This is a genomic window from Enterobacter chuandaensis (assembly GCF_039718975.1).
Lineage (GTDB): Bacteria > Pseudomonadota > Gammaproteobacteria > Enterobacterales > Enterobacteriaceae > Enterobacter > Enterobacter chuandaensis.
The window spans coordinates 1,883,461-1,906,999 of record NZ_CP097173.1; the positions used below are offsets into that span (position 1 = coordinate 1,883,461).

26 protein-coding genes are annotated in these 23,539 nt (G+C 53.4%); 10 read left to right on the forward strand and 16 right to left on the reverse strand.

The window, feature by feature from the left end; translation table 11 throughout:
* Positions 1-40: 40 nt before the first annotated feature.
* Entirely contained in the window at positions 41-1,270 is a 1,230-nt protein-coding gene (locus MX657_RS09075; protein WP_080327499.1) for an EAL and HDOD domain-containing protein, read from the forward strand.
* 44 nt (positions 1,271-1,314) lie between these two features.
* Here MX657_RS09075 and potD read toward each other — a convergent pair whose 3' ends face one another.
* From potD to potA, 4 genes are read right to left on the reverse strand one after another with little or no spacing between them, the layout of a single operon-like run.
* Positions 1,315-2,349 carry a spermidine/putrescine ABC transporter substrate-binding protein PotD gene (gene potD / locus MX657_RS09080; protein WP_346808158.1) on the reverse strand — a complete coding sequence of 345 codons (1,035 nt, stop codon included), beginning with the start codon at positions 2,347-2,349 and terminating at the stop codon, positions 1,315-1,317.
* Positions 2,346-3,137 carry a spermidine/putrescine ABC transporter permease PotC gene (potC, locus tag MX657_RS09085; protein WP_080327497.1) on the reverse strand — a complete coding sequence of 264 codons (792 nt, stop codon included), beginning with the start codon at positions 3,135-3,137 and terminating at the stop codon, positions 2,346-2,348. Before potC ends, potD begins: the two co-directional genes overlap by 4 nt.
* Positions 3,134-3,991 (reverse strand): spermidine/putrescine ABC transporter permease PotB, encoded by an 858-nt coding sequence (gene potB, locus MX657_RS09090; RefSeq protein WP_080327496.1) that lies wholly within the window; start codon positions 3,989-3,991, stop codon positions 3,134-3,136. Before potB ends, potC begins: the two co-directional genes overlap by 4 nt.
* On the reverse strand, positions 3,975-5,123 hold the full coding sequence (gene potA / locus MX657_RS09095) for a spermidine/putrescine ABC transporter ATP-binding protein PotA (protein WP_346808539.1): 1,149 nt from the start codon (positions 5,121-5,123) through the stop codon (positions 3,975-3,977). Before potA ends, potB begins: the two co-directional genes overlap by 17 nt.
* Positions 5,124-5,360: 237 nt before the next feature.
* Between potA and pepT the strand changes: the two genes are divergently transcribed.
* Both pepT and MX657_RS09105 read left to right on the forward strand, forming a co-directional pair.
* Positions 5,361-6,584 carry a peptidase T gene (gene pepT, locus MX657_RS09100; RefSeq protein WP_346808161.1) on the forward strand — a complete coding sequence of 408 codons (1,224 nt, stop codon included), beginning with the start codon at positions 5,361-5,363 and terminating at the stop codon, positions 6,582-6,584.
* A gap of 98 nt (positions 6,585-6,682) precedes the next feature.
* Complete coding sequence (locus MX657_RS09105) at positions 6,683-7,174, forward strand: REP-associated tyrosine transposase (protein ID WP_346808162.1); 492 nt, start codon at positions 6,683-6,685, stop codon at positions 7,172-7,174.
* A 92-nt stretch (positions 7,175-7,266) separates the two neighbouring features.
* On the opposite strand, the gene MX657_RS09110 is transcribed toward MX657_RS09105, so the two are convergent.
* The 8 genes from MX657_RS09110 to rluE all read right to left on the reverse strand — a co-directional run bounded on the left by MX657_RS09110 (position 7,267) and on the right by rluE (position 15,075).
* A complete protein-coding gene (locus tag MX657_RS09110) occupies positions 7,267-8,388 on the reverse strand; it encodes a cupin domain-containing protein (protein WP_346808163.1) in 1,122 nt (373 codons plus the stop codon).
* Between the two features lie 91 nt (positions 8,389-8,479).
* Positions 8,480-9,943, reverse strand: a complete 1,464-nt coding sequence (phoQ, locus tag MX657_RS09115) for a two-component system sensor histidine kinase PhoQ (RefSeq protein ID WP_080327492.1) — start codon at positions 9,941-9,943, stop codon at positions 8,480-8,482.
* The gene (gene phoP, locus MX657_RS09120; protein WP_080328155.1) at positions 9,944-10,615 is read right to left on the reverse strand and encodes a two-component system response regulator PhoP; all 672 of its coding nucleotides are present in this window, start codon (positions 10,613-10,615) and stop codon (positions 9,944-9,946) included. It abuts the gene before it with no gap.
* 124 nt (positions 10,616-10,739) lie between these two features.
* Positions 10,740-12,110 carry an adenylosuccinate lyase gene (gene purB, locus MX657_RS09125; RefSeq protein ID WP_080327491.1) on the reverse strand — a complete coding sequence of 457 codons (1,371 nt, stop codon included), beginning with the start codon at positions 12,108-12,110 and terminating at the stop codon, positions 10,740-10,742.
* Positions 12,111-12,129: 19 nt separating this feature from the next.
* Entirely contained in the window at positions 12,130-12,759 is a 630-nt protein-coding gene (gene hflD, locus MX657_RS09130) for a high frequency lysogenization protein HflD (protein WP_013097081.1), read from the reverse strand.
* A 26-nt stretch (positions 12,760-12,785) separates the two neighbouring features.
* Positions 12,786-13,898: a tRNA 2-thiouridine(34) synthase MnmA gene (mnmA, locus tag MX657_RS09135; protein ID WP_080327490.1), complete on the reverse strand. Its 1,113-nt coding sequence runs from the start codon at positions 13,896-13,898 to the stop codon at positions 12,786-12,788.
* 40 nt (positions 13,899-13,938) lie between these two features.
* A complete protein-coding gene (locus tag MX657_RS09140; RefSeq protein WP_080327489.1) occupies positions 13,939-14,412 on the reverse strand; it encodes an NUDIX hydrolase in 474 nt (157 codons plus the stop codon).
* Between the two features lie 9 nt (positions 14,413-14,421).
* Complete coding sequence (gene rluE, locus MX657_RS09145; protein WP_119914833.1) at positions 14,422-15,075, reverse strand: 23S rRNA pseudouridine(2457) synthase RluE; 654 nt, start codon at positions 15,073-15,075, stop codon at positions 14,422-14,424.
* A gap of 117 nt (positions 15,076-15,192) precedes the next feature.
* Here rluE and icd point away from each other — a divergent pair, with 117 nt between their 5' ends.
* From icd to MX657_RS09160, 3 genes are all read left to right on the forward strand, one after another.
* The gene (icd, locus tag MX657_RS09150; protein WP_003857898.1) at positions 15,193-16,443 is read left to right on the forward strand and encodes an NADP-dependent isocitrate dehydrogenase; all 1,251 of its coding nucleotides are present in this window, start codon (positions 15,193-15,195) and stop codon (positions 16,441-16,443) included.
* 77 nt (positions 16,444-16,520) lie between these two features.
* Complete coding sequence (locus MX657_RS09155) at positions 16,521-16,868, forward strand: DUF1304 domain-containing protein (RefSeq protein ID WP_119914832.1); 348 nt, start codon at positions 16,521-16,523, stop codon at positions 16,866-16,868.
* A gap of 74 nt (positions 16,869-16,942) precedes the next feature.
* Positions 16,943-17,188, forward strand: a complete 246-nt coding sequence (locus MX657_RS09160; RefSeq protein WP_080327486.1) for a DUF2543 family protein — start codon at positions 16,943-16,945, stop codon at positions 17,186-17,188.
* Positions 17,189-17,250: 62 nt separating this feature from the next.
* On the opposite strand, the gene MX657_RS09165 is transcribed toward MX657_RS09160, so the two are convergent.
* Entirely contained in the window at positions 17,251-18,750 is a 1,500-nt protein-coding gene (locus MX657_RS09165) for an EAL domain-containing protein (RefSeq protein WP_346808167.1), read from the reverse strand.
* Positions 18,751-18,922: 172 nt separating this feature from the next.
* Here MX657_RS09165 and MX657_RS09170 point away from each other — a divergent pair, with 172 nt between their 5' ends.
* Entirely contained in the window at positions 18,923-20,407 is a 1,485-nt protein-coding gene (locus tag MX657_RS09170) for a sensor domain-containing diguanylate cyclase (RefSeq protein ID WP_429844775.1), read from the forward strand.
* Between the two features lie 277 nt (positions 20,408-20,684).
* The gene (locus tag MX657_RS09175) at positions 20,685-20,933 is read left to right on the forward strand and encodes a GlsB/YeaQ/YmgE family stress response membrane protein (protein ID WP_028012758.1); all 249 of its coding nucleotides are present in this window, start codon (positions 20,685-20,687) and stop codon (positions 20,931-20,933) included.
* A gap of 130 nt (positions 20,934-21,063) precedes the next feature.
* On the opposite strand, the gene MX657_RS09180 is transcribed toward MX657_RS09175, so the two are convergent.
* Both MX657_RS09180 and MX657_RS09185 read right to left on the reverse strand, forming a co-directional pair.
* Positions 21,064-21,162 carry a YoaK family small membrane protein gene (locus MX657_RS09180; RefSeq protein ID WP_014883431.1) on the reverse strand — a complete coding sequence of 33 codons (99 nt, stop codon included), beginning with the start codon at positions 21,160-21,162 and terminating at the stop codon, positions 21,064-21,066.
* 45 nt (positions 21,163-21,207) lie between these two features.
* Positions 21,208-22,227, reverse strand: a complete 1,020-nt coding sequence (locus MX657_RS09185) for a sensor domain-containing diguanylate cyclase (RefSeq protein WP_080328153.1) — start codon at positions 22,225-22,227, stop codon at positions 21,208-21,210.
* Between the two features lie 310 nt (positions 22,228-22,537).
* Between MX657_RS09185 and MX657_RS09190 the strand changes: the two genes are divergently transcribed.
* Complete coding sequence (locus MX657_RS09190; protein ID WP_346808169.1) at positions 22,538-22,774, forward strand: putative hemolysin; 237 nt, start codon at positions 22,538-22,540, stop codon at positions 22,772-22,774.
* 79 nt (positions 22,775-22,853) lie between these two features.
* The gene (locus MX657_RS09195; protein ID WP_080327483.1) at positions 22,854-23,159 is read left to right on the forward strand and encodes a hypothetical protein; all 306 of its coding nucleotides are present in this window, start codon (positions 22,854-22,856) and stop codon (positions 23,157-23,159) included.
* Here MX657_RS09195 and MX657_RS09200 read toward each other — a convergent pair whose 3' ends face one another.
* Positions 23,160-23,504 (reverse strand): DUF488 domain-containing protein, encoded by a 345-nt coding sequence (locus MX657_RS09200; protein WP_119914829.1) that lies wholly within the window; start codon positions 23,502-23,504, stop codon positions 23,160-23,162.
* Positions 23,505-23,539: the final 35 nt, after the last annotated feature.

Here is a 23,539-nt window from a genome sequence, read left to right on the forward strand (position 1 = left end):
GGGATGCTAATAAATATTAAGTGGTAGAGGAGGATGGGATATGTACGGATTTATCGCCAGACAACCCATTTTTAACCCGGAGATGAAGACGGTTGCCTATGAACTGCTCTTCAGAGAGGGAATGACAAACCGTTTTCCGGATGTATCGGCGGAATATGCTACATCCCGAATGATATCCGATCAGTTTTTATGCGTGCCCTCCCAGCGGATCGCCGGGGAACATACATCATTTATTAACTTCCCCTCCCGGATGGTCATCGACCGTAGCGGAGAAGCGCTGGATAAAGAGAGTGTAGTCATTGAAATTCTGGAAGATGCGGAGCCGGGGGCTGAACTGCTGCAGGCCGTCAAGGAGATGCATGCGCACGGTTATCAGTTCGCGCTGGATGATTTTACTCTCGCGCCAGAATGGGATGCTTTTTTGCCCTATATTTCCATTCTGAAATTCGATGTCAGAAATTATACCTTAGCGCAAATTAAACAGTATCTGGCATCGCGTAAACATCAGACAGAACATATAAATTATCTCGCTGAAAAAATTGAGACTAAAGAGGAATTCATTCAATTCCGGAATGAAGGGTTTTCTCTTTTTCAGGGCTATTTTTTCTGCCGTCCGGAGGTCATTAAATATAAACGCTTATCGCAAAATCAGCTGGCCATTTTCCGTCTGCAAATGGAAATCGGACGCAATAAACCTGATTTTCGCATTATCGAGTCGCTGATAAAAAGCGATCTCACGCTCTCCTGGAAAATCATGCGCTATATGAAGCACACCGCATTTAAACATGTCGGCGCGTGTAATTTCAGCAAGTTAACCCTGAGCGAAGTGCTCAGATACCTCGGTGAGAACCAGCTGAGACGGTTTGTTGCCGTTGTGGTTCTGGCAAGCGCGGGCAATGACACCGTCAGCGAGCTTTACCCGTTGAGTATGATGCGCGGGAAATTTTGTGAGCTGATAGCCGGGAAGATGAACGAACCGCTGCTGGCTGAAAATGCCTTCATGTGCGGTCTGTTTTCGCTGCTCGATACTCTTCTTGAGCTGCCGATGGCGGAGTTGATGAAGCAGATCGCGGTGCCTCAGAGCGTGAGCAACGCGCTGTGTCATCAGGAGGGGCCGTTAGCCGATATGGTTGCCCTCTGTCGTTGCTATGAACAGCAGCAGTGGGAGGAGGCTACAAGGCTGAGTCACACGCTGGGCCTTGCGGAGAACGAGGTGGTCGAGGCGATGAGAAGCGCGACAATATGGGCGGGGGAGAATGCGGTAGGGTAATGTCTCCTCACGCCGTGCAGACGGCGTGAGGAGGAATGCGTCCTTTATCGGCCCGCTTTTAACTTCTGATAATATTCTTCGTAGAGGCGGCTTGCGTCGCCAACGTCGTTCTGCCATTCACCCTTGCTGATGGTGCTGGCATCCGGGTAGAGCGACTTATCATTAGCCACCTCAGGCTTCAGCAGCTTGCGTGCGGCGAGGTTTGGCGTCGGGTAGCCGATAGTTTCGGCAACCTGTTTCGCCACGTCCGGGCGCAGCAGGAAGTTAATCAGCTTCAGCGCACCGTCCACGTTTTTCGCGTTGGCCGGGATGGCAAGGCTGTCCATCCAGAAGATCCCGCCTTCTTTCGGCCAGACGACCTCCAGAGGCGTACCGGCCTGGCGCGCAACATACGCAGAGCCGTTCCACACCATCCCCAGGTTTACTTCACCTTCCATATACGGGTTGGCCGGGTTATCAGAGTTGAACGCCGCCACGTTAGGCATCAGTTTTTTGAGCTCAGTGTAAGCCGCGTCGATCTCTTTCGGGTCGGTGGTGTTCCCGGAATAGCCCAGCTTGCGCAGCGCAACCTGGAATACTTCACGCGCGTCGTCGGTTAACAGCAGGCTGCCTTTGTATTCCGGTTTCCACAGATCGGCCCAGCTTGTTACCGTTTTCGGATCGATGGCCTCGCTGTTCACGCCAATCGCCGTCGCACCCCAGATGTACGGAATGGAGTAGTCGTTATTCGGGTCGAACGGCTTGTTGAGCATCTCCGGATCGAGGTTTGAAAAATGGGTTAGCTTCGTTTTATCGATCTTCTGGATCATGCCTTCTTTGCGCATTTTGTCGACAAAGTAGGTGGAAGGCACGACCAGATCGTACGCGCCGTCTTTGTAGGTTTTCAGCTTGGCGTACATGGTTTCATTCGACTCATAGGTCGAGTAGATAACCTTGATGCCCGTCTCTTTGGTGAACTGTTCCAGTAGCCCTGGCGGCACGTATTCGGTCCAGTTATAGAAGTAGAGCGTTTTGCTGTCATCAGCGTGTGCGGCACCCATGCCAAGCACCAGCGCCGCAGCGGCGAGCATTTTTTTCATTTCATTGTCCCCTGAGATTTTGTTTTATCACGAGCAATAACCTGGCTGGCGATCACCAGAACCAGCGAAAACAGCAGCAGAATGGTCGCCAGCGCGTTCACCTCTGGTGAAACGCCGACTTTCACCATCGAATAGATCTTCAACGGCAGAATTTCGTAGCTCGGCCCGGTCACGAAGGAGGAGACCACGACGTCATCCATCGACAGCGTAAAGCTGAGCAGCCATCCGGCGGCGACGGCAGGCATCGCCAGCGGCAGAATGATTTTGCGCAGGATGGTCATTTCGCTGGCACCGAGATCTTTCGCCGCCTCCAGCATGCGTACGTCGAACCCTTTCAGGCGGGCGTACACGGTCACCACCACAAACGGCAGGCAGAAGGTGATATGGGAAAACAGCAGCGACCAGAAGCCCAGCTGAACACCCAGCAGCATAAACAGCACCAGTAGTGAAATCGCCATCACGATGTCCGGCGACATCATCACCACAAAGAGCATGCCGCTGACGAACGGCTTGCCGCGAAAGCGATAGCGATACAGCGCCACGGCGGTGAGCGAGCCAATCAGCGTCGCGAAGGTGGCGGAGAAAATCGCCATCGTTAGCGAGTGCTGAGCGGCCTGCAGCAGGCTGTCATTGTTCATCAGCAGGCTGTACCAGTTGGTGGTAAACCCCTGCCAGCTGATCCCGAACCGCGAGCTGTTAAACGAGTTCACGATCAAAATGATAATCGGGATATATAAATACGCGTAAATGGCGGTCATAAAACCGCCGCGAAGCAGTCGACCGATCATTCGAGTTCCACCTTCTTGTTGAGCAGGCGAGAAGCGCGCCAGTAGACCAGCAGCATCAGACCCATCACCACCGTCAGCGTAATGCTGGTCGCGGAGCCGAACGGCCAGTCGCGAATGTTGAGGAACTGGCTCTTGATCACGTTACCAATCAGCAGGTTTTTCGCTCCGCCCATGAGATCCGATACGTAGAACAGGCCCATCGCCGGGAGCATCACCAGCAGACAGCCCGCAATAATACCGGGCATGGTCAGCGGGATGATAATGCGGATAAAGGTCTGCAGCTTGCTGGCCCCCAGATCTTTTGCCGCTTCCAGCAGCGGTTTATCGAGCTTCTCAATGCTGGAATAGAGCGGCATCACCATAAACGGCAGCAAGATATAAACCAGACCAATAATCACCGCGCCTGGGGTAAACATGATGCGTATCGGGGTATCAATCACCCCCAGCCACAGCAGAAACGCGTTGAGGTAGCCTTTGGTGCTGAGGAAGATTTTCAGCCCGTAGATGCGAATCAGCGAGTTGGTCCAGAACGGCACAATCAGCAGAAACAGCAGCAGGGGGCGAACCTTTTGCGGCAGGCCCGCGAGGAACCATGCAAAAGGATACCCCAGCAGCAGGCAGGCCACGGTGGCGATCAGCGCCATATTCAGCGAGTGCAGCAGCACGTCGAAATAGAGCGGATCGAGCAGGCGCGCGTAGTTATCCAGCGTAAAGACCAGCGAAACGAAGTTTGTATCGTCGCGGGTCAAAAAGCTGGTGGCGATGATCATCAGGTTGGGTAAAAAGACAAACAACACAAGCCAACCGACGATAGTGGCAATGACCACGTTCTGGAACTTACTTGTGTTCTTCATCAGCCAGCACAACCTCCCAGCATTCTACCCAGTTGATAACCATTTTCTGGTCCAGAGAATGGTCGAAGTCAGGGTCGTCTTCGTTAAAGAACTCGCTGACCATCACCATCTTGCCGTTTTCCAGTTCGACAACGGATTCAAGGGTCATCCCTTTATAGTTACGTTCGCGAACGTAACCGATCAGGCCTTCGACGTCGGCCGTGTCGTGGATCTCATCAACGCGGAGATCCTCCGGGCGGAGCAGGACGTTGAGTTTTTGGCCTTTTTCGACGGCAAAGTTCACGGTGATGGTGCAGTCGCGTCCTTCCACGTTCGCGCGCACGCGCTGGTCGTCCAGACGCTCAATTACCGTGGCGTCGAAAATATTGATCTCACCTATGAAGCTGGCGACGAACAGGTTCTTCGGCTCTTCGTAAATTTCACGCGGGGTGCCGTCCTGCTCAATTTTGCCGTCGCGCATCACCACGATGCGGTCGGACATGGTCAGCGCCTCTTCCTGATCGTGGGTGACAAAAACGAACGTAATACCGAGCTTGCGCTGAAGCGCTTTCAGCTCGTTCTGCATTTGTTTGCGCAGCTTGTAGTCCAGCGCGGAGAGGGACTCATCCAGCAGGAGCAGGCGCGGCTTATTGACCACGGCGCGGGCAATGGCCACTCGCTGCTGCTGGCCGCCGGAGAGCTGGTGAGGCTTTCGCTGGGCAAACGTCTCAAGCTGCACCATGCGCAGGGCGTCGGTGACGCGCGGTTCGATCTCATTAGCCGGCGTTTTTTGCATGCGCAGGCCAAACGCCACGTTCTCAAACACGGTCATGTGCGGGAACAGAGCGTAGCTCTGAAAGACGGTATTGACGTGGCGATCTTCGGCAGGAACCTGGGTAATGTCCTGGTTCTCAAGATGGATGCGGCCATTATCAACGCTTTCCAGCCCGGCGATAAGGCGCAGTACGGTGGTTTTGCCGCAGCCGGAGGGGCCAAGCAGCGTCAGAAACTCACCATCATTGATGGTCAGGTTGAGGTCGGAAATGACATCTTTGCCATCAAAGCTTTTACGAATTCGTTCCAGTTGCACCAGCGGTGAACGAGAACGGGATTGTGTATTCAATTTTTGCGCTGTCCCATATAGACGCCTCAGGCAGCAGACTGAAGCGGGGTTTGTGTGTAACCACCTTGGTGACTCGTAATGAGGGCGGACATTCTACGGCAATCCCCTGCAATCGCCAATCCTTGTCACTGATTCATAAGCTACATTTATTAACGCATAAAGATATAAACGTAAAAAGTTCTCGTTTGCGGGATAAAAGTGACCTGACGCAATATTTGCGTTTTGATGCTTACTGATAATGTTGTCACAAAAAGTGAGGGTGACTGCATGGATAAATTACTTGAGCGTTTTTTACAGTACGTTTCGCTGGATACCCAATCTAAGCCGGGTGTCCGCCAGGTGCCGAGCACCGAAGGCCAGTGGAAGCTATTAAACCTGCTTAAAGAGCAGCTTGACGCCATGGGGCTGGTTAACGTCACGTTGATCGAAAAAGGCACTGTGATGGGAACGCTGCCGGCGAATGTTGCGGGTGATATTCCGGCGATTGGCTTTATCTCCCATGTCGACACCTCTCCGGATTTTAGCGGTAAACATGTGAACCCGCAGATAGTTGAAAACTACCGCGGCGGTGATATTGCGCTGGGTATTGGCGACGAGGTGCTGTCACCGGTGATGTTCCCGGTGTTGCATCAACTGCTCGGCCAGACGCTGATCACCACCGACGGTAAAACGCTGCTGGGGGCGGATGACAAGGCGGGCATCGCTGAAATCATGACGGCGCTGGCGGTGTTGAAAGGCAAAAATATTCCGCACGGAGATATACGCGTCGCCTTCACGCCGGACGAAGAAGTAGGGAAAGGGGCGAAACATTTCGACGTTGAGGCTTTTAACGCGCAGTGGGCCTACACCGTCGACGGCGGCGGTGTGGGCGAACTGGAGTATGAGAACTTCAATGCGGCGTCGGTGACAATCAAGATTGTGGGGAACAACGTTCACCCAGGCTCCGCAAAAGGTGTGATGGTAAATGCCCTGTCGCTGGCATCGCGCATTCATGCGGAAGTCCCGGCGGATGAGAGCCCTGAGCAGACCGAAGGATATGAGGGTTTTTATCACCTGACCAGCATCAAAGGCACCGTAGACAGCGCGCAGATGCACTACATCATCCGCGATTTCGACCGCAAAGCCTTTGAAGCGCGCAAGCGTAAGATGATGGAGATCGCCAAAAAGGTCGGCAAAGGTTTACACCCGGATTGCTATATTGAGCTGATCATTGAAGACAGCTATTACAATATGCGCGAGAAGGTGATGGCGTATCCGCATATTCTGGATATCGCTCAGCAGGCGATGCGCGACTGCGATATTGAGCCGGTATTAAAACCAATTCGCGGTGGTACCGACGGTTCGCAGCTGTCGTTCATGGGGCTGCCGTGTCCGAACCTGTTTACCGGTGGCTACAACTACCACGGCAAGCACGAGTTCGTGACGCTGGAAGGAATGGAAAAAGCGGTGAAGGTGATTGTGCGGATAGCGGAGTTGACCGCGAAGCGGTAGCCGCTTTAAGCCGGGTGGCGGCTACGCCTTACCCGGCCTACGTTCGGAGTGTAGGCCCGGTAAGCGAAGCGCCACCGAGCAGAAAGGCAAGGAGCGCCATGTCAAACTATCGTCGCCACTACGTCCCGGGTGGAACCTGGTTCTTCACCGTCAACCTGCAAAACCGCCAGAGCGATTTGCTTACCCGTTATATCAACAGTCTGCGCACTGCCACCTCTATGGTTAAACGTGCAAAGCCATTCACGATCAACGCGTGGGTTATTCTGCCTGAACATATGCACTGTATCTGGACCTTACCGGAAGGAGATAGCGACTTTTCGGCACGCTGGCGTGATATCAAAAAAACGTTTAGCCGCAACATCGAAATGCGCCATATCTGGCAGCCACGCTTCTGGGAGCACACCATCCGTGACGAAGAGGATTACCGGCGGCATATGGATTACGTCTACATCAATCCGGTGAAGCACGGCTATGCCAGTAAGGTTATCGACTGGCTGTTTTCAACGTTTCATCGCGATGTACGGGAAGGGGTGTATCCGGTGGATTGGGCGGGAGAGATCGAGGATTTTGCAGCAGGGGAGCGGAGATAAAAACGCCCGGTGGCGCTACGCTTACCAGGCCTACGGGATCGTGCTTTTGTAGGCCGGGTAAGGCGAAGCCGCCACCCGGCACATATCACTACTCAGTCCTCAAAGAACCAATACCCGCTGTTGACCAGCGCGGCAAGCATCGCGAGGAAGGAGGGATCTTCCAGCGCGTCGCCAAAGGTTTCGGCTGTCAGCACCATATGGCTGGCAATGGCTTCCAGCGCCGGACGGTGCGGTGAGTCCAGCTTCTCGCCGTTGACGAAGACCTCCTCACCAATGCGCAGCACGCGCAATCCGCCCAGACGTACCAGCTTATCGCCCTGCTGGAGCGCGTCGTAAATCTCGTCAGCCTGATAAGGCGGCTCCGGCGGCGCAACGTCCAGCTCATGACGAGACTGGCTGATAAACTCGCCAAACCACTGTCTGAAATGTTCCGGCTCGTTAATCAAATTCAGCATCATGCCGCGCAGCTTATCCAGTTCTTCTGGCAGAATATCCGCAGGATGTTCGCGTGCAGGCACGTCCGGATCGCTGTAGCGATAGCTGCCCAGCTCGCGCTGCAGAACGTAGTCAGCAAATCCGCTGATCATCTCGCGTCCGCTCGGCGCGCGGAACCCAACCGAATAGTTGAGCGAGTTCTCCAGGGAATAACCTTCGTGCGGGAATCCTGGCGGAATGTAGAGGATATCGCCCGGCTCCAGCTCTTCGTCGATAATTCCTTCAAACGGATCCACCTGAAGCAGGTCCGGATGCGGACAGTGCTGTTTCATCGGCACTTTTTCACCCACGCGCCAGCGGCGGCGGCCTGTACCCTGGATGATAAAGACGTCGTACTGATCCAGATGTGGACCCACGCCGCCGCCCGGCACGGAGAAGGAGATCATTAGATCGTCCATGCGCCAGTCGGGCAGGGCGCGGAATGGGCGCATTAAGGCGGCAGTCGGTTCGTGCCAGTGGTTAACCGCCTGCACCAGCAGCGACCAGTTGCTTTCGCCGAGATGATCGTAACTTTCGAAAGGACCGTGGCTGACCTGCCATTTCCCGTCCTGGTGGCTGACCAGGCGGCTGTCGACTTCATTTTCCATGGCCAGGCCGGCCAGTTCGTCAGGCGAGATAGGGTCGACAAAGTTGCTGAACCCGCGTTTCAGAACCACCGGGCGCTTTTGCCAGTAACGTTCAATAAACTCGGGCCAGTTAAGTGTTAAGTGATAATCCATATTTTTTTATTCCGCAGGCTCTTACTGACTCGGATTATAACGGAAGCTCAGGCCCCCGGCTGCGAGATCCTCGCATTTTTCACATAACGGGTTAACTATCGTCCGATGTGGGCTGCTGACGACCAAAAATCACTTCCATTCTGGCCCCGCCCAGCAAGCTTTCGCTGGTTTCGATTTTGCCATCGTACTGGTCAACAATCTCACGAGCGACGGCCAATCCCACGCCCTGACCGGGGCGCAGCGTATCCGCTCGCTGACCGCGATCGAACACGACATCACGTTTGTTACGTGGGATCCCCGGGCCATCATCTTCAACGATAATGTGTAACTCGTTGTCCGTCTGACGCGCCGAGACTTCCACAAACTCCAGACAGTATTTGCAGGCGTTATCCAGCAGGTTGCCCATCACTTCCATAAAGTCATTCTTTTCGCCGACAAAGCTGATCTCAGGCGAAATATCGAGGCTGATGTTCACCCCTTTACGCTGATACACCTTATTGAGGGCCGACGTGAGGTTATCCAGCAGCGGAGCCACCGGGTGCAGCTCGCGGCTCAGCAGGGCGCTGCCGGAACGCATGCTGGCGCGGTGCAGGTAGTAGCCAATTTGCTGCGAGATTCGGCTGATCTGTTCCAGCATTACCGGCTCGGCATCGTCGACGCTCAGCTTTGAGCTGCGCATGGAACGCAGGGTGCTTTGCATCACGGCCAGCGGCGTTTTCAGGCTGTGGGTGAGGTCGGTTAGAGTAGTCCGGTACTTATCATAGCGCTCGCGCTCGCTTTTCAGCAGGCGATTGAGGTTACGCACCAGGCTGGTGAGCTCGCGGGTGGTTGCCGGATTGAGCTTTTCGCGATGATGCTCTTCCAGTTCGCGTACCTCTCTCGCCAGGGATTCAATGGGCCGCAGGCTCCACCATGCCGCTACCCAAAGCAGCGGGATCACCAGCAGCAGGTTGGCGGCCAGAACATAAACGAACCAGCTCCAGACCCTGTAAGAACGTTTTAGCTCAACCGGAATGGTGTCGACTACCACAATGGTCAGCTGCGGCATGTTCATTGTGGCAGGGTAAATATTGATCGCCACGGAGTGCGTCATCTCCGTCTCGGCATCATCAGCGCGAATTTCATTGAGCTTCTGCTGCAGAGAGCGATCTTCGCGGATCAGCGTGCTGGTGGTGTTGAGATCGGCTTCAATCTCATGAAAACCGTTGGTTTTGAGCCACTCCGGGCGAATACTTTTGAGCAGCCACGGAATATCGCGCTGCGCCCACAATAACTTTCCCTTCTCGTTGTAAATCAGGGCTAAAGTAGGGCTCTGCTGATTCAGGTTTTCCGGCATTTCAACGGTGATTTGGTTGTTTTCCCATTTAGCCAGGGTATAAAACAGATTGCTTTCGCCGCGTAAAAGCCGAAAGGTCGTTTTATCAAAGCTGACGCTGTAACCCACCAGGGCGACCATGCCGTAGGAGAGTGACAGCACCAGCACCACCGCGGCCGTCGCCAGCAAAAAGCGAACCCGCAGCGAGAGGGGGAGAATGTGGCGCAAAATTCGTTTCATTTAGCGTAATTCAAACAGGTAGCCCTGACCGCGGACGGTCGTAATCACATCCTGCGGATACTGCACCTGAATTTTCTTACGCAAACGGCCCATCAGCACGTCAATGGTATGGCTTTCTCGCAGTTCCGCATCCGGGTAGAGCTGGAGCATTAAGGAGTCTTTGCTCACCACTTTGCCGCTGTTGCGGATCAGCGTTTCCATGATGGTGTATTCGAACGCGGTCAGCTTGATCACTTCATCATTAATGGAGAGCTCGCGTCGGGAGAGATCGACCTGGAACGGTGGAATAGAGATAACCTGCGAGGCCAGCCCGCTGTTGCGGCGTAACAGTGCCTGCATGCGCGCCGCCACTTCTTCAATATGGAACGGTTTGGTGACGTAATCATCCGCACCGGCGCTGAGCACTTCAACTTTGTCCTGCCAGCCTTCGCGTGCCGTCAGAACCAGAACCGGCAGAGAAACATCATGGCTGCGCCAGCGACGAATTAACGACAGGCCGTCTTCATCAGGCAGCCCTAAATCGACAATGGCGATATCCGGCAGATGTTCATTGAGATAATAATCGGCTTCTTTTGCATCTTCCGCATCGTCCACCTGATGTCCCATCTCCTGAAGCTGAACTTTCAGGTGGTGGCGTAGCAATGCGTTATCCTCAACAACCAGTACGCGCATCATCTTTTCTCCCAGAATAAATAGTATGAATAGTTTAACGCTGATTATGTTGCTGTGGGGATAAACATTCAGTAAACCGAGGAAAAGCAACCCCCTTTCCGGGCGGAAAGGGGGGGAAGAGGTGTTACTTCAGCTCGTCGACCATGGTGATGGCGCGGCCAATGTAGTTCGCCGGAGTCATCGCTTTCAGGCGCGTTTTCTCTTCTTCAGGCAGTGCCAGACCGTCGATAAACTGCTTCATACCTTCGGCATCAACGCGTTTACCGCGGGTCAGCTCTTTCAGCTTCTCGTACGGTTTTTCGATACCGTAGCGGCGCATCACGGTCTGAATCGGCTCTGCCAGCACTTCCCAGTTGTGATCCAGCTCGTCCAGCAGACGGTCACGGTTCACTTCCAGCTTGCTCACGCCCTTCAGGGTGGACTGATACGCGATCAGCGCGTAGCCAATACCCACGCCCAGGTTACGCAGCACGGTGGAGTCGGTCAGGTCGCGCTGCCAGCGGGAAACCGGCAGTTTGCTCGCCATATGCTGCAGCACGGCATTCGCGAGGCCCAGGTTGCCTTCGGAGTTTTCGAAGTCGATTGGGTTCACTTTGTGCGGCATGGTGGAGGAGCCGATTTCACCGGCGATGGTTTTCTGCTTGAAGTGGTTCAGCGCGATGTAGCCCCACACGTCACGATCGAAGTCGATCAGAATGGTGTTGAAGCGCGCGATGCAGTCAAACAACTCGGCGATGTAGTCGTGCGGCTCAATCTGAGTGGTATACGGGTTCCACTGAATGCCCAGCGAGGTCACAAACTCTTCGCTGAACTGGTGCCAGTCCACTTCCGGGTAGGCGGCGATGTGGGCGTTATAGTTACCGACCGCGCCGTTGATTTTGCCGAGGATTTCAACCTGCTCCAGCTGACGATACTGACGCTCCATACGGTACGCCACGTTTGCCATCTCTTTACCCATAGTGGATGGGGTGGCTGGCTGGCCGTGCGTGCGGGAAAGCAGCGGAATGTCGCGGTATTCCACGGACAGCGCTTTCACCGCGTCGATGATTTTACGCCAGTAAGGCAGTACCACCTCTTTACGCGCGGTAGAGAGCATCAGCGCGTGAGAGAGGTTATTGATATCTTCGGAAGTACAGGCGAAGTGAATGAACTCAGATACCGCGTGCAGAGCCGGGACGCTTGCCACTTTCTCTTTCAGGAAGTACTCAACCGCTTTCACGTCGTGGTTGGTGGTGCGTTCAATGGTCTTAATGCGCGCGGCATCTTCTTCACTAAACTCAGCAACGATTTTATCAAGGTAATCGTTTGCCTTTTCGTCAAAAGCAGGAACTTCCTTGATTGCTGCCTGGGCGGCCAGCTTTTGCAGCCAGCGTACTTCAACCTGAACACGGAACTTCAGCAAACCATATTCGCTGAAGATCCCGCGCAGCGCGCTGACTTTATCGCCGTAGCGTCCATCGACAGGGGATACGGCGGTCAGTGAGGATAATTCCATAATTCGCAACTCCGGGAGGTTAACAATGAGCAAGAATTTGTTTTGCCTGAGTGGTCAGGCGATTACGAGAAAACATTAACTGCAGGCGACCACCACCAACCTGATGCCACAGCACGGCGGCGCGGATCCCTGCCAGCAGGGAGGCGCGAACCTTCGCCTGCACCTGCGGGCTTTGCAGCACGGCAGGGGAACCGGTGACCTGAATACGCGGGCCCAGCGGGCTGATGACGTCAACATAAATGCCGGCCATCGCGCTGAGCAGCGTTTCGGACTGCAGGTCAAAATGGTCGAGCTGGCGCTGTAATCCGGCAATACGATCGCCCAGGGTATTGAGCGCGCCTTTTGCGGCGCTCAGCTTACGTTCAAGCACCATAAGGCTCAGCGTGTAGCGGGTCAGTTCCGCGTTTAACCCCTGACGGCTGCTGGCGTTAAGCACCCCAAGCAGGGTTTCGAGACCGAGACGAAGATTGGTTTCACTGCCGCCGAAAACCCCCAGCGTGGAGCCGGGGTTGAGATCGATAACGCTGTTCAGCGAAACGTGCAGGGCGTCAGCGTCGCAATGACCCTGATGCGCCAGCTGTTGCACCAGACGGGCAGACTGGCAAATTCCTGCCAGCGCCAGGGTGATGTCATAGTAATTCTTCGCCACACGGTCTCCTTTATGTGTGCAATCGGTTAAACAGCGGGCAGCGGCAGGCGCTGTTCAATAATCCCGCCGCCCAGGCAGATTTCGCCGCTGTAGAAGACGGCAGACTGGCCCGGGGTGACGGCGGCGACCGGCTCGTCGAAACGGACGTCGATGCGATCGTCATTGAGCGCGGTAATGGTGCAAGGAATATCGGTCTGACGGTAGCGCGTTTTCACCGTGCAGCGCAGCGTGCCTTTCAGCGGCTCACGGTCGACCCAGTGCAGCTGCTGCGCGATAAGGCCAACGGACATCAGACGCGGGTGATCGTGCCCCTGGGCGACAACCAGAATATTGTTTTCGACATCTTTGTCGACCACATACCATGGATCTTCGCTGCCTTCTTTGGTTCCACCGATACCCAGGCCTTTGCGCTGGCCTAAGGTGTGGTACATCAGCCCCTGATGTTGACCAATTTCATCGCCATCAACGGTGACAATTTTACCCGGCTGCGCGGGCAGGTAGCGGCCCAGGAAGTCGCGGAATTTGCGCTCGCCAATGAAGCAGATGCCGGTGGAATCTTTTTTCTTCGCGGTGATCAGGTCCAGCTCTTCCGCAATTTTACGCACTTCCGGTTTTTCCAGTTCGCCGACCGGGAACAGGCTTTGCGCAATCTGTTCATGGCTCAGCGTATAAAGGAAGTAGCTCTGATCTTTGTTGCCGTCCAGACCGCGCAGCAGCTGGCTTTTGCCATTCACATCTGCACGACGCACGTAGTGTCCGGTCGCAATGTAGTCAGCGCCCAGATCTTCCGCGGCGAATTCCAGGAAGGCTTTAAATTTGATCTCTTTGTTGCACAGAATATCCGGGTTCGGCGTGCGGCCCGCTTTGTACTCTTCCAGGAAGAGTTCAAAGACGTTGTCCCAGTATTCTGCGGCAAAGTTAACGGTGTGCAGCTCAATGCCGAGCTTGTCGCATACGGCCTGCGCGTCGGCGAGATCCGCTGCGGCGGTGCAGTATTCCTCGCCATCGTCTTCCTCCCAGTTCTTCATGAACAGGCCCTCCACCTTATAGCCCTGTTGCTGCAATAGGTAGGCGGAAACGGAGGAATCGACACCGCCGGACATGCCGACGATCACTTTTTTCTGGCTGTTATCTGACATGGAATACTCACGACATTGAACTTCAAGGCGGCGTATTCTATCACGCCCCCCCACCGTTGACACCCTCTGTAAACGGCCAGTTAAATTCTCCGATGACATCCAGCGGCAGGCGTGCGCCTGACTGCCAGCAGCGAATGCTTTCCGCAACCAGCGGCGAACGCAGGTTTGGCGCGCTCAGGATCTCGTCGGCGGTCACCCACAGGCAGCGATCGATATCGTCATCGTGCGGTTCAGTGGCGCACATTTCGCTAAGCTCAACGGCGAATAAAAAGCGCAGGAATGGCGTGCTGTCAGGCGCAATCCACTGGTGCATACGGATGAAATGCCGGGGCTCAGCACGAATGCCGGTCTCTTCCCACAGCTCGCGCTTCGCCGCCTGCAGTAAAGTTTCATTGGCTTCAAGATGCCCGGCAGGCTGATTCCACAGCGCCTTACCGTTGATGCTCTCTTCGACAACAAGGAATTTACCCTGCGCGTGAACCACGCAGGCGACGGTGACATGGGGTTTAAACATCGTTTCTCCTTAAGGGGCAACGTCGCGCCATTCGCCGTTTGCCAGCGTTTCCAGCGTGTAGCTGCCCATGGCGTAGCGAATCAGACGCAGAGTAGGGAAGCCGACATGCGCGGTCATGCGCCTCACCTGACGGTTGCGGCCTTCATACAGGGTGATTTTGAGCCAGCTTGTCGGAATGGATTTGCGCTCGCGAATGGGCGGGTTACGCGGCCACAGCCACTCGGGTTCATTCACGCGTTCAATACCGGCGGGCAGGGTGGGGCCATCGTTCAGCGTCACGCCGCTGCGCAGTTTCGCCAGCGTCTCTTCATCCGGCTCGCCTTCGACTTGCACGAAGTAAATTTTGCCGGTGCGTTTGCCTGGCTGCGTAAGCTTCGCCTGTAAAGCGCCGTCGTTGGTTAAGACCAGAAGGCCTTCGCTGTCGCGGTCCAGACGCCCGGCTGCGTAGACGCCCTGAACGGGAATATAGTCCTTCAGCGTGCTGCGTCCGGCCTCATCGGTAAACTGCGGCAAAACATCGTAGGGTTTATTGAACAAAATCACCCGCTTCGGCTGGGTTTGCTGGGGTCTTCTGGTGGCTTGTCGCGAGCTGAATCGCTCAACCCGGTGTTTTGTAAAAGAAGTTTTCTTCATGGTATTTTCAGGCGTTATCAATTGCCGCATTATAGCCTAATAACGAAGACCTTTCATGGCGCAGGACAATCAGGTACTATCGAAGGGCTCATTACAATTTATTAACATAAGATCAGTAACAACCAGAAGCGCTCGAAGGAGAGGTTAATGGAAAGCAAAGTAGTTGTTCCGGCGGAAGGTAAAAAGATCACCCTGCAAAACGGCAAGATTAACGTTCCTCACAATCCGATTATCCCGTTCATCGAAGGTGACGGCATCGGTGTAGACGTTACCCCGGCAATGCTGAAAGTGGTTGATGCCGCTGTTGAGAAAGCCTACAAAGGCGAGCGTAAAATTTCCTGGATGGAAATTTACACCGGTGAGAAATCGACTCAAGTTTATGGCCAGGACGTCTGGCTGCCAGCAGAAACGCTGGACCTGATCCGCGACTACCGCGTTGCTATTAAAGGCCCACTGACCACCCCAGTCGGCGGCGGTATCCGTTCCCTGAACGTGGCACTGCGTCAGGAGCTGGACCTGTACGTGTGTCTGCGTCCGGTTCGTTACTATCAGGGCACCCCAAGCCCGGTTAAGCACCCTGAACTGACCGACATGGTTATCTTCCGCGAAAACTCAGAAGACATCTACGCGGGTATCGAATGGAAAGCGGACTCTGCTGACGCAGAAAAAGTGATTAAATTCCTGCGCGAAGAGATGGGCGTGAAGAAAATTCGCTTCCCTGAGCATTGCGGTATCGGCATCAAGCCGTGCTCCGAAGAAGGGACCAAGCGTCTGGTGCGCGCGGCAATTGAATACGCGATCACCAACGACCGTGACTCTGTGACCCTGGTTCACAAAGGCAACATCATGAAGTTCACCGAAGGCGCGTTCAAAGACTGGGGTTACCAGCTGGCGACCGAAGAGTTCGGCGGTGAGCTGATCGACGGCGGCCCATGGCAGAAGATCAAGAACCCGAACACCGGCAAAGAGATCATCATTAAAGATGTGATCGCCGATGCGTTCCTGCAGCAGATCCTGCTGCGCCCTGCAGAATACGACGTGATCGCCTGTATGAACCTGAACGGTGACTACATCTCTGACGCCCTGGCAGCACAGGTTGGCGGTATCGGTATCGCCCCTGGCGCGAACATCGGTGACGAGTGCGCCCTGTTCGAAGCGACCCACGGTACTGCGCCTAAATATGCCGGCCAGGACAAAGTGAACCCAGGCTCTATCATCCTGTCCGCAGAGATGATGCTGCGCCATATGGAATGGTTCGAAGCCGCAGACCTGATCGTGAAAGGTATGGAAGGCGCGATCAACGCGAAAACCGTAACTTACGATTTCGAACGTCTGATGGAAGGCGCTAAACTGCTGAAATGCTCAGAGTTTGGCGACGCAATTATCGCGAACATGTAATCCAGTTTCTGGGTTAAACAAGAGCGGGGGCCTGAGGGTTCCCGTTTTTTTTGCCTCTGCCTGCGGGAGACAGCACGATGTTAGCCACTGTCCTTATCGTTGTCGTTGCGTTAATTCATCTCTATATTCTTGTGCTGGAAATGTTCCTGTGGAATACCAGAACGGGGCATAAGGCGTTTAATCTCAGCCCTGAGTTTGCGCGTGAAACCCGCGTGCTGGCCGCGAATCAGGGGCTGTACAACGGGTTCCTGGCGGCGGGCCTGCTCTGGAGCCTCTGGCTTGGTGAACAAGGGATCCACGTCGCCATCTTCTTCCTGGCCTGCGTGCTGGTTGCCGGACTCTTTGGCGCAGCGACTGCCAGCAGAAAAATTTTATACGTGCAGGCCATCCCGGCCCTCGCTGCTCTCCTTGCGCTACTTATCTGAAGCAGTGCTATGGTCGGCGTGTGTCGTCCGATATACTTATGGCTTCACCCTTACAGGTCAGATATGAGACTGTTATGAACAACGATATCCCACTGAAATATTATGACATCGTCGATGAGTACGTGACGGAAACCGAGCAGTCCGTGAGCGAGTCAGAACACGACGCGCTGGCGCATTATTTCCAGCTGCTGCTTACGCGTTTATCGAATAATGAAGAGATTGGTGAGGACGCCCAGCAAGAGATGGCGCGTGAAGCAGGAGTTCTTGCCGAACGTATTGATGATATTGCGAATTTCCTTAATCAGTGGGGAAACGAGTAGCCTGCCGCAACGCGATGATGCTATGCGATACTGCTTAGCATCACGCTACCTGACATCCCGCTTTACCGCACTACGCCAACAAGCAGCTTCGCCAGCCCACTGCGGGTGACGGATTTTGAGAAATACCAACCCTGAACAAAAGCGTCGGGATATCGCTCAGCAATGAAGCGATACTGTAATTCACTTTCAACCCCTTCGAAAACAAGGGTTTTATTCAGCTTAGCCAGAGCGTCGCTAAAAATGACAAATATATTCTGCTTATAATGCTCACTGATGCCATCGACCAGCGACTTGTCGATTTTTATTTCATCATATTCAAGATGCGACAGTCTGGCCAGGTTCGAGTTTTGCACTCCGAAGTCATCAATGGATATTTTCACACCAAGCGAATTTAATTCCCGGCAGAACGCCTCCAGGATATTCGCCGCGGATACCGCCTTTTCAGAAAGCTCAACTTTTATCAGCGAAAGGGGAATGTGATTGGCCAAACAGCCATTGCGTAAAATGCGAATAAACTGTCCGTCTTCAATTTCCGTACGGCCAACGTTGAGTGAAACAACCAGCTGATGCTTAATGGCCAGCGGGACAATGTCTGAAAGCGATTTTTCAAGGATGTTAATATAATATTTTTTATACAGGCCGATCTTCTTAATTAATGGAATAAACAGCTCCGGTGAGACGTCACCGTGCTTTGGATCGCGCCATCTCGACAGAACTTCCACCCCTACGATTTTTTTATCCTGAACCCGGACAATCGGCTGGTAGTGAACGGCAATGGTGTTGGTAATAACGGCTTTGACCAGCGTCCGCTCCAGTGAGAACCGATCCTCATTGATGCGAAAGAAAAATAGCGTTATCGCAATCCAGATGAAATATAAAATGACCGCGAGAATGATAAGCACAGCCGGAGATAACGCGGCCAGGCCTGCGTTGTGATGCTTCACTATCACGCACAAATCCCAGACGCCGCTGCACTGTGTGTGGGTAAGGGTAAACAACGAGGCAGGTAGCCAACTCTGCTGTTTTAACTCAGGCGTAGCCGAAAAAAAAGTTCGTCCAAAGTCTTTGGTAGTGGTGCTGAGAGAATAGCTTGCCGTAATCGGGGTGAATTTATCGTAAGCATAGCGGGAAGTGAAGATAATAAGATTATTATAGATGGCCGCGTTGCCCGTAAAAAAATCTTTTCTGGAAAATTGCGCCAGCAGGAATCCTCTGGGCGTTTTATGGAGTTCCGCCGGTAGGGGGACTGGGGTCGCGAGTTTTCCCCAAAAAGCAGTGCAGGCTATTTTTCCCTTTTCAATAAAACCGATGTCTGCAAAATAGAGGCTTTCAAGTTTTATCTGCCGGTAGCGATCGAGGCTGGCTCTGTCGCATCCCTGGGTGGTCATGCTTTTAAGAGACTGCGCCACGTTTTGAGACAGACTTTCGGAATAACGTAAAAGGGTATGTGAAATCTCACGTTGTTTGATTTTTTGCTGACTCACGATGGCAGCATTGATCGCATAAAGAGACAGGAGGACCAGAAGCGTTGAAACGATAGCAACGGCAATGATTTTTTTCATTTTCCAGATACCCCGTCCGCTCCCTGATTTCACAAATCTTAACACAGGCAGGGCAAGCTACAAGCCTGATAATAACGGCAGCCGTTACGCTTAAGTGCAATTCATTTTCCTCTTAACCTGAGCTTTGTTACAGTGACGAGAGTTGTCAGCCAGGGATATCAGGCGTGATAAGGTGGAAAAGCTCGTGCATGTGAAAAATACTTTTTACACAACAACCATTACCGTCATCATTGTCTCATTGATTATTTCGCTGTCGCTTGCCGTCCAGATTGCCACGTCCCGACAGCAGTCAATCCAGCAAATTAATACCAGCGTTGCTAACCTCAGCCATACCCTGGATGTCTACACTGAGGGGATCATGCGCCAAAGCGAAATGCTCATAGCTACCGTTTCCGACATAATCGAAATTTATGGCATGACCCCGCAGCAGGCGTCCAATATTCAGCGGATGATAAGCAATCAGGATAATCTTCTTTCTCAGATTAATAATGTGGTTGTTTACGATGCGCATGGCGATATTTTCACCGCATTGCATGAAACGTTTGCGGGGCCGCGCAAAGGTTCCGACAGGTCTTTTTTTGTTTATCATCAGGAAAATAAAAGCCAGCAGATTTTTATTGGTGAGCCTGTGGTCAGCAGAACCAACGGCAAATGGGTCATAACTATTAGCCGGCGCCTTGAAACACCCACCGGTGCATTTAACGGTGTCGTGGTGGTGACGCTGGGTATCGAGAATTTTCTGGCGCTCTATGGGCAAATTAATATCGGTCACTCAGGCGTGATTGGCTTAACGACACAGTCAGGCGTGCTGCTGGTTCGCCATCCCTTCAAAAATACCTATATCGGCACGATTTTTTCGGATTCACCTCTCTTCAGGAAATACCTAAAGGTACAAAATACGGGGATAGCCAGCTCCGTCTCCCGGTTCGATAAAATCGAGCGCATTTATGCCTATGAGAAAAACAGACGCTACGGACTGGTCACCACGGTTGCCGTCAGCATTGATGAAGCTCTTTCACCCTGGCGCAAGCAGGCGATTCAGCTCGCCGTACTCATTTTCGTTTTTACCGCCATACTCATTGTGGCGTCGTATTTTCTCTATTCCGACCTCTCCAGAAAAACGCGGGATAATAACGCGCTGAAGATTATTGCGTCTGAGGATGCGCTGACCGGGCTTTATAACCGTCGCACCTTTGATGAAAAAATCCTCTCGGACATCGCGCGTTGCGCCGCAGATGACGCGCCGATATCAATGCTGATTGTGGATGTGGATTACTTCAAAAAATACAACGATAACTACGGCCATCCGGAAGGGGACCGGTGTCTCGCGGTACTGGGTAATACGCTCAGGGAGAGCCTCACCCGCGACAATCAGCTTGTGGCGCGATATGGCGGGGAAGAGTTTGCGCTGATATTACCGGAAACGGATATCCAGGAGGCGCTCCGCCTTGCGCAGACGATTATTCGCACTGTCTTTTCCCGGCAAATCGAACATGCTTTTAGCCCCTTCGGGCGCGTTACGGTAAGCATTGGGGTTTCTACCGCGCGTGCCGTCGACATCGCAGGGAGTCAGCAGGATATCATTATTGCCGCCGACCAGGCGCTCTACCAGGCCAAACGCGCCGGACGTAATCGTTACGCTTTTGTAGGGGTATGAGCAAAAAAAAGCCCACTCAAAAGTGGGCAAGAAATACTGGAAGCAATGTGAGCAATGTCGTACTGAATACCTGAGTATTTTTCTCAACTATTCAGTGTTGAGAAAGATAATCTTTCTCAACAAAAGATGCAACCCCACATTTCATGTGGAAGGCTGTTGGTGAAGAAATGCGCAGACTCTCTCTGTGAGGGGTATCACAAATTTCCTTTCTCAGATCCTGTGCTATCCTTTTTTGTGTCGTTGATTTAATGACAAAAACCATACAGAGAGGAAAGTTATGGGAATTTTATCCTGGATTATCTTTGGGCTTATTGCGGGTATTCTGGCGAAGTGGATCATGCCGGGCAAAGATGGCGGTGGGTTTATCGTCACCATAATACTGGGTATTGTCGGCGCGGTAGTCGGCGGTTGGATCAGTACGCTGTTCGGTTTTGGTAAGGTCGATGGCTTTAACTTCGGCAGTTTCGCGGTCGCGGTGATCGGCGCGCTGGTTGTGCTGTTTATCTACAGAAAGATCAAAAGCTAAAACCTGAAGCGTTAAAAAAGGCTGCCAGATGGCGGCCTTTTTACGTAGTGGGGGGTTACCACCAGCCAAGCTGCGTGCCGGCAAACGCCACGACGGCAACGATCAACATAACGAGCGTCGTTTTTCTCATTTATGCTCCCGGTGCAGCGTAACCACCGACAAAAAACCACGCCAGAAAAACCACCGCCGTTATAAAAATAACGACCGGGAAGAGGATCCCTATTCTCATATCATCACCTGTTTCGGTTTCTGTAACGCCGTAGAGTGTACGGGGTTAATCCATAGTGAGAAAGCGTGTTTTGCTTTTTCCTTTCTTCTCCTGATACATCGCGATGTCCGCGGCGCGTAACGCGCTATCGGGATCCGTTACGCCAGGGTCCACTTCTATCACGCCGAGGCTGGCGCCAGGATAGATGATGCTGACGCTGCCCAGCCAGTATTCCCCAGCAATTCGGGCGCTGAGGCGCGTTCTGAGAAGGTTAATTTGCTCCTCATGGTTGGTATTACTCAGCGAGGCCACCAGAAACTCATCGCCGCCCAACCGGCCGATGATATCGTCCTGCTGTTTTTCGGCGGTCAAACGCTTGCCCACTTCAATCAGGAACTGGTCGCCTGCTTCATGCCCGTATCGATCGTTAATCAGTTTAAAATCATCCAGATCGATAAACGCGATGATGGCGTTACGTTTCAGGTGTCGCGCCAGTGAAAACAGGGTGGTCAGATCCTCAAAAATGGCGCGACGGTTGGGTAAACCTGTAAGGGCATCCGTGTAGGAGTGCGCAATAAGCGCCGCATTGGCTTCACGGAGCTGAGTCACCAGAGACTCTTTCTGAATGTATTGACCAATCAACCCGGCGAAGAGTTTTAGCATCTGTTCACCGCGTGTGCTGAGGGGTTTCTTTGCCGTGCTGGTGGCGCAGAGCGTGCCGTAAAGCGAACCGTCAGCAAGATGGACAGGGATACTCATGTAAGTGGTAATGCCGAGCGCTTTCGCCGCTTCGCACTCAGGCCAGCGTTCGGGAACATCGTTACTGAATAGGGTTTCGCTATCCAGCGCGCGCTTACACAGCGTCTCATCCCATGGCACGCTCAGCCCTTCCGGGATCGTCATCTGCTTGCTGTTGCGGGCATAGAGGATGTGCTGCAGCCGTGCTTTGATATCCACCTTCGTCAGGTAGGTCGACTCCATGTCGGTGACGATCTCCAGCATTTCCAGCAGCTGACGAACGAGACTTTCCAGGGATTGTTCAGTGGCGAGGGTTTCTGAAACACGGGCAAGGATAATATCCGACATGACGTAGATTGACTCCCACGCAGAAGACGTCTGCATCTGCATGTTATGCTGAATTTTTAGACTTCAGGCATAGTAAAACATGAATAGGGGAAATTTAATATACGCAGAGGGAAGAGGGGCGGGCGGGAAAAAAAGCCCCGACGTTGAGGCCGGGGCAAAGACATCTTGATTACGGAATGATGTTCTCTGGTCAAATCGAGAACAGACAACACGTTAGCGGTAAAAAGTGCAGTTAAAATGGAGAAATCATGGAGAAAGTGGCGGCGAGCCGTTACCCTTAGGCAAAGATGATGTCAAAAGGATCAATGAGATGAGAGTTCTGCTTCTTGCGCTGGCGCTCCCGCTGGTGGCCTGCACCGCAAAAACAACGCCACCGCATGCCGTGGGGATGGCAAACCCGGCTTCCGTTTACTGCCTGGAAAAAGGCGGGGAACAGATCCCCGTTCAAAGCCCGCAGGGTGTCCGTACCGAGTGCAAACTGCCCGGTGGCGAAGTGATCGACGAATGGACGCTCTATCGTCGCGATCATCCGCAACCAGCCAGGTGACAGAGGGATAGTGCTGCGATACACTTCTCTTTAGGATTATTCTTAGCCAGTTTCTGGCTACCGTTACCGCGAGAGAAGTATGTTTCAGCTTAAACCGGGCAGCGTGGCGATGATCGTCGGTGCCCGCACGGCGTCAGGCCGTCGCAATATTGGTAAATCTGTTGAGCTGTTTGGCCTCTGCCAGCCCGGCCAGCGTTTCGTTAACCCGGTTAACGGCGTGATGACGCAGTTACCTGAAAGCGCGGACCGCGCGCTCTGGCTGGTGACCGGTGATGTTTACGCCTTTGACAATCAGCACGGCTTTGCGTTTGTTCGCGCCGAACATCTGATGCCGCTCACCCCGGACGACGCCCCGCAAATCCAGGATGAGCTGACGGTCGGCTGATCACAGATGGCGCAGCCAGTCGGCTAAGACCAGAGCGTGATTTTGCTCCTTATCTTTCGCACCGTAGAGCAGAGTTAAGGTCTGCTTTTTTGCCAGTGCTGCCAGACGCTGCCCCTCATCCTTATGCTGCGCCAGCTCTTCCTTGTAGGCTTTAGTGAAGGCCGTGAAATCAATGGCTTCGCTATGAAAATCCTTGCGTAACGCACTGGACGGCGTGAGCGTTTTACACCATTCGTCATACGCGAGGTCCGTTTTTTTAACCCCGCGGGGCCAGAGCCTGTCCACCAGAACCCGATACCCATCGTCCGGGCTTGCCTGCTCATAGACGCGTTTGCACTGAATCATATTTCCCCCCTGATTTAAGGTATTGTGATAATTGC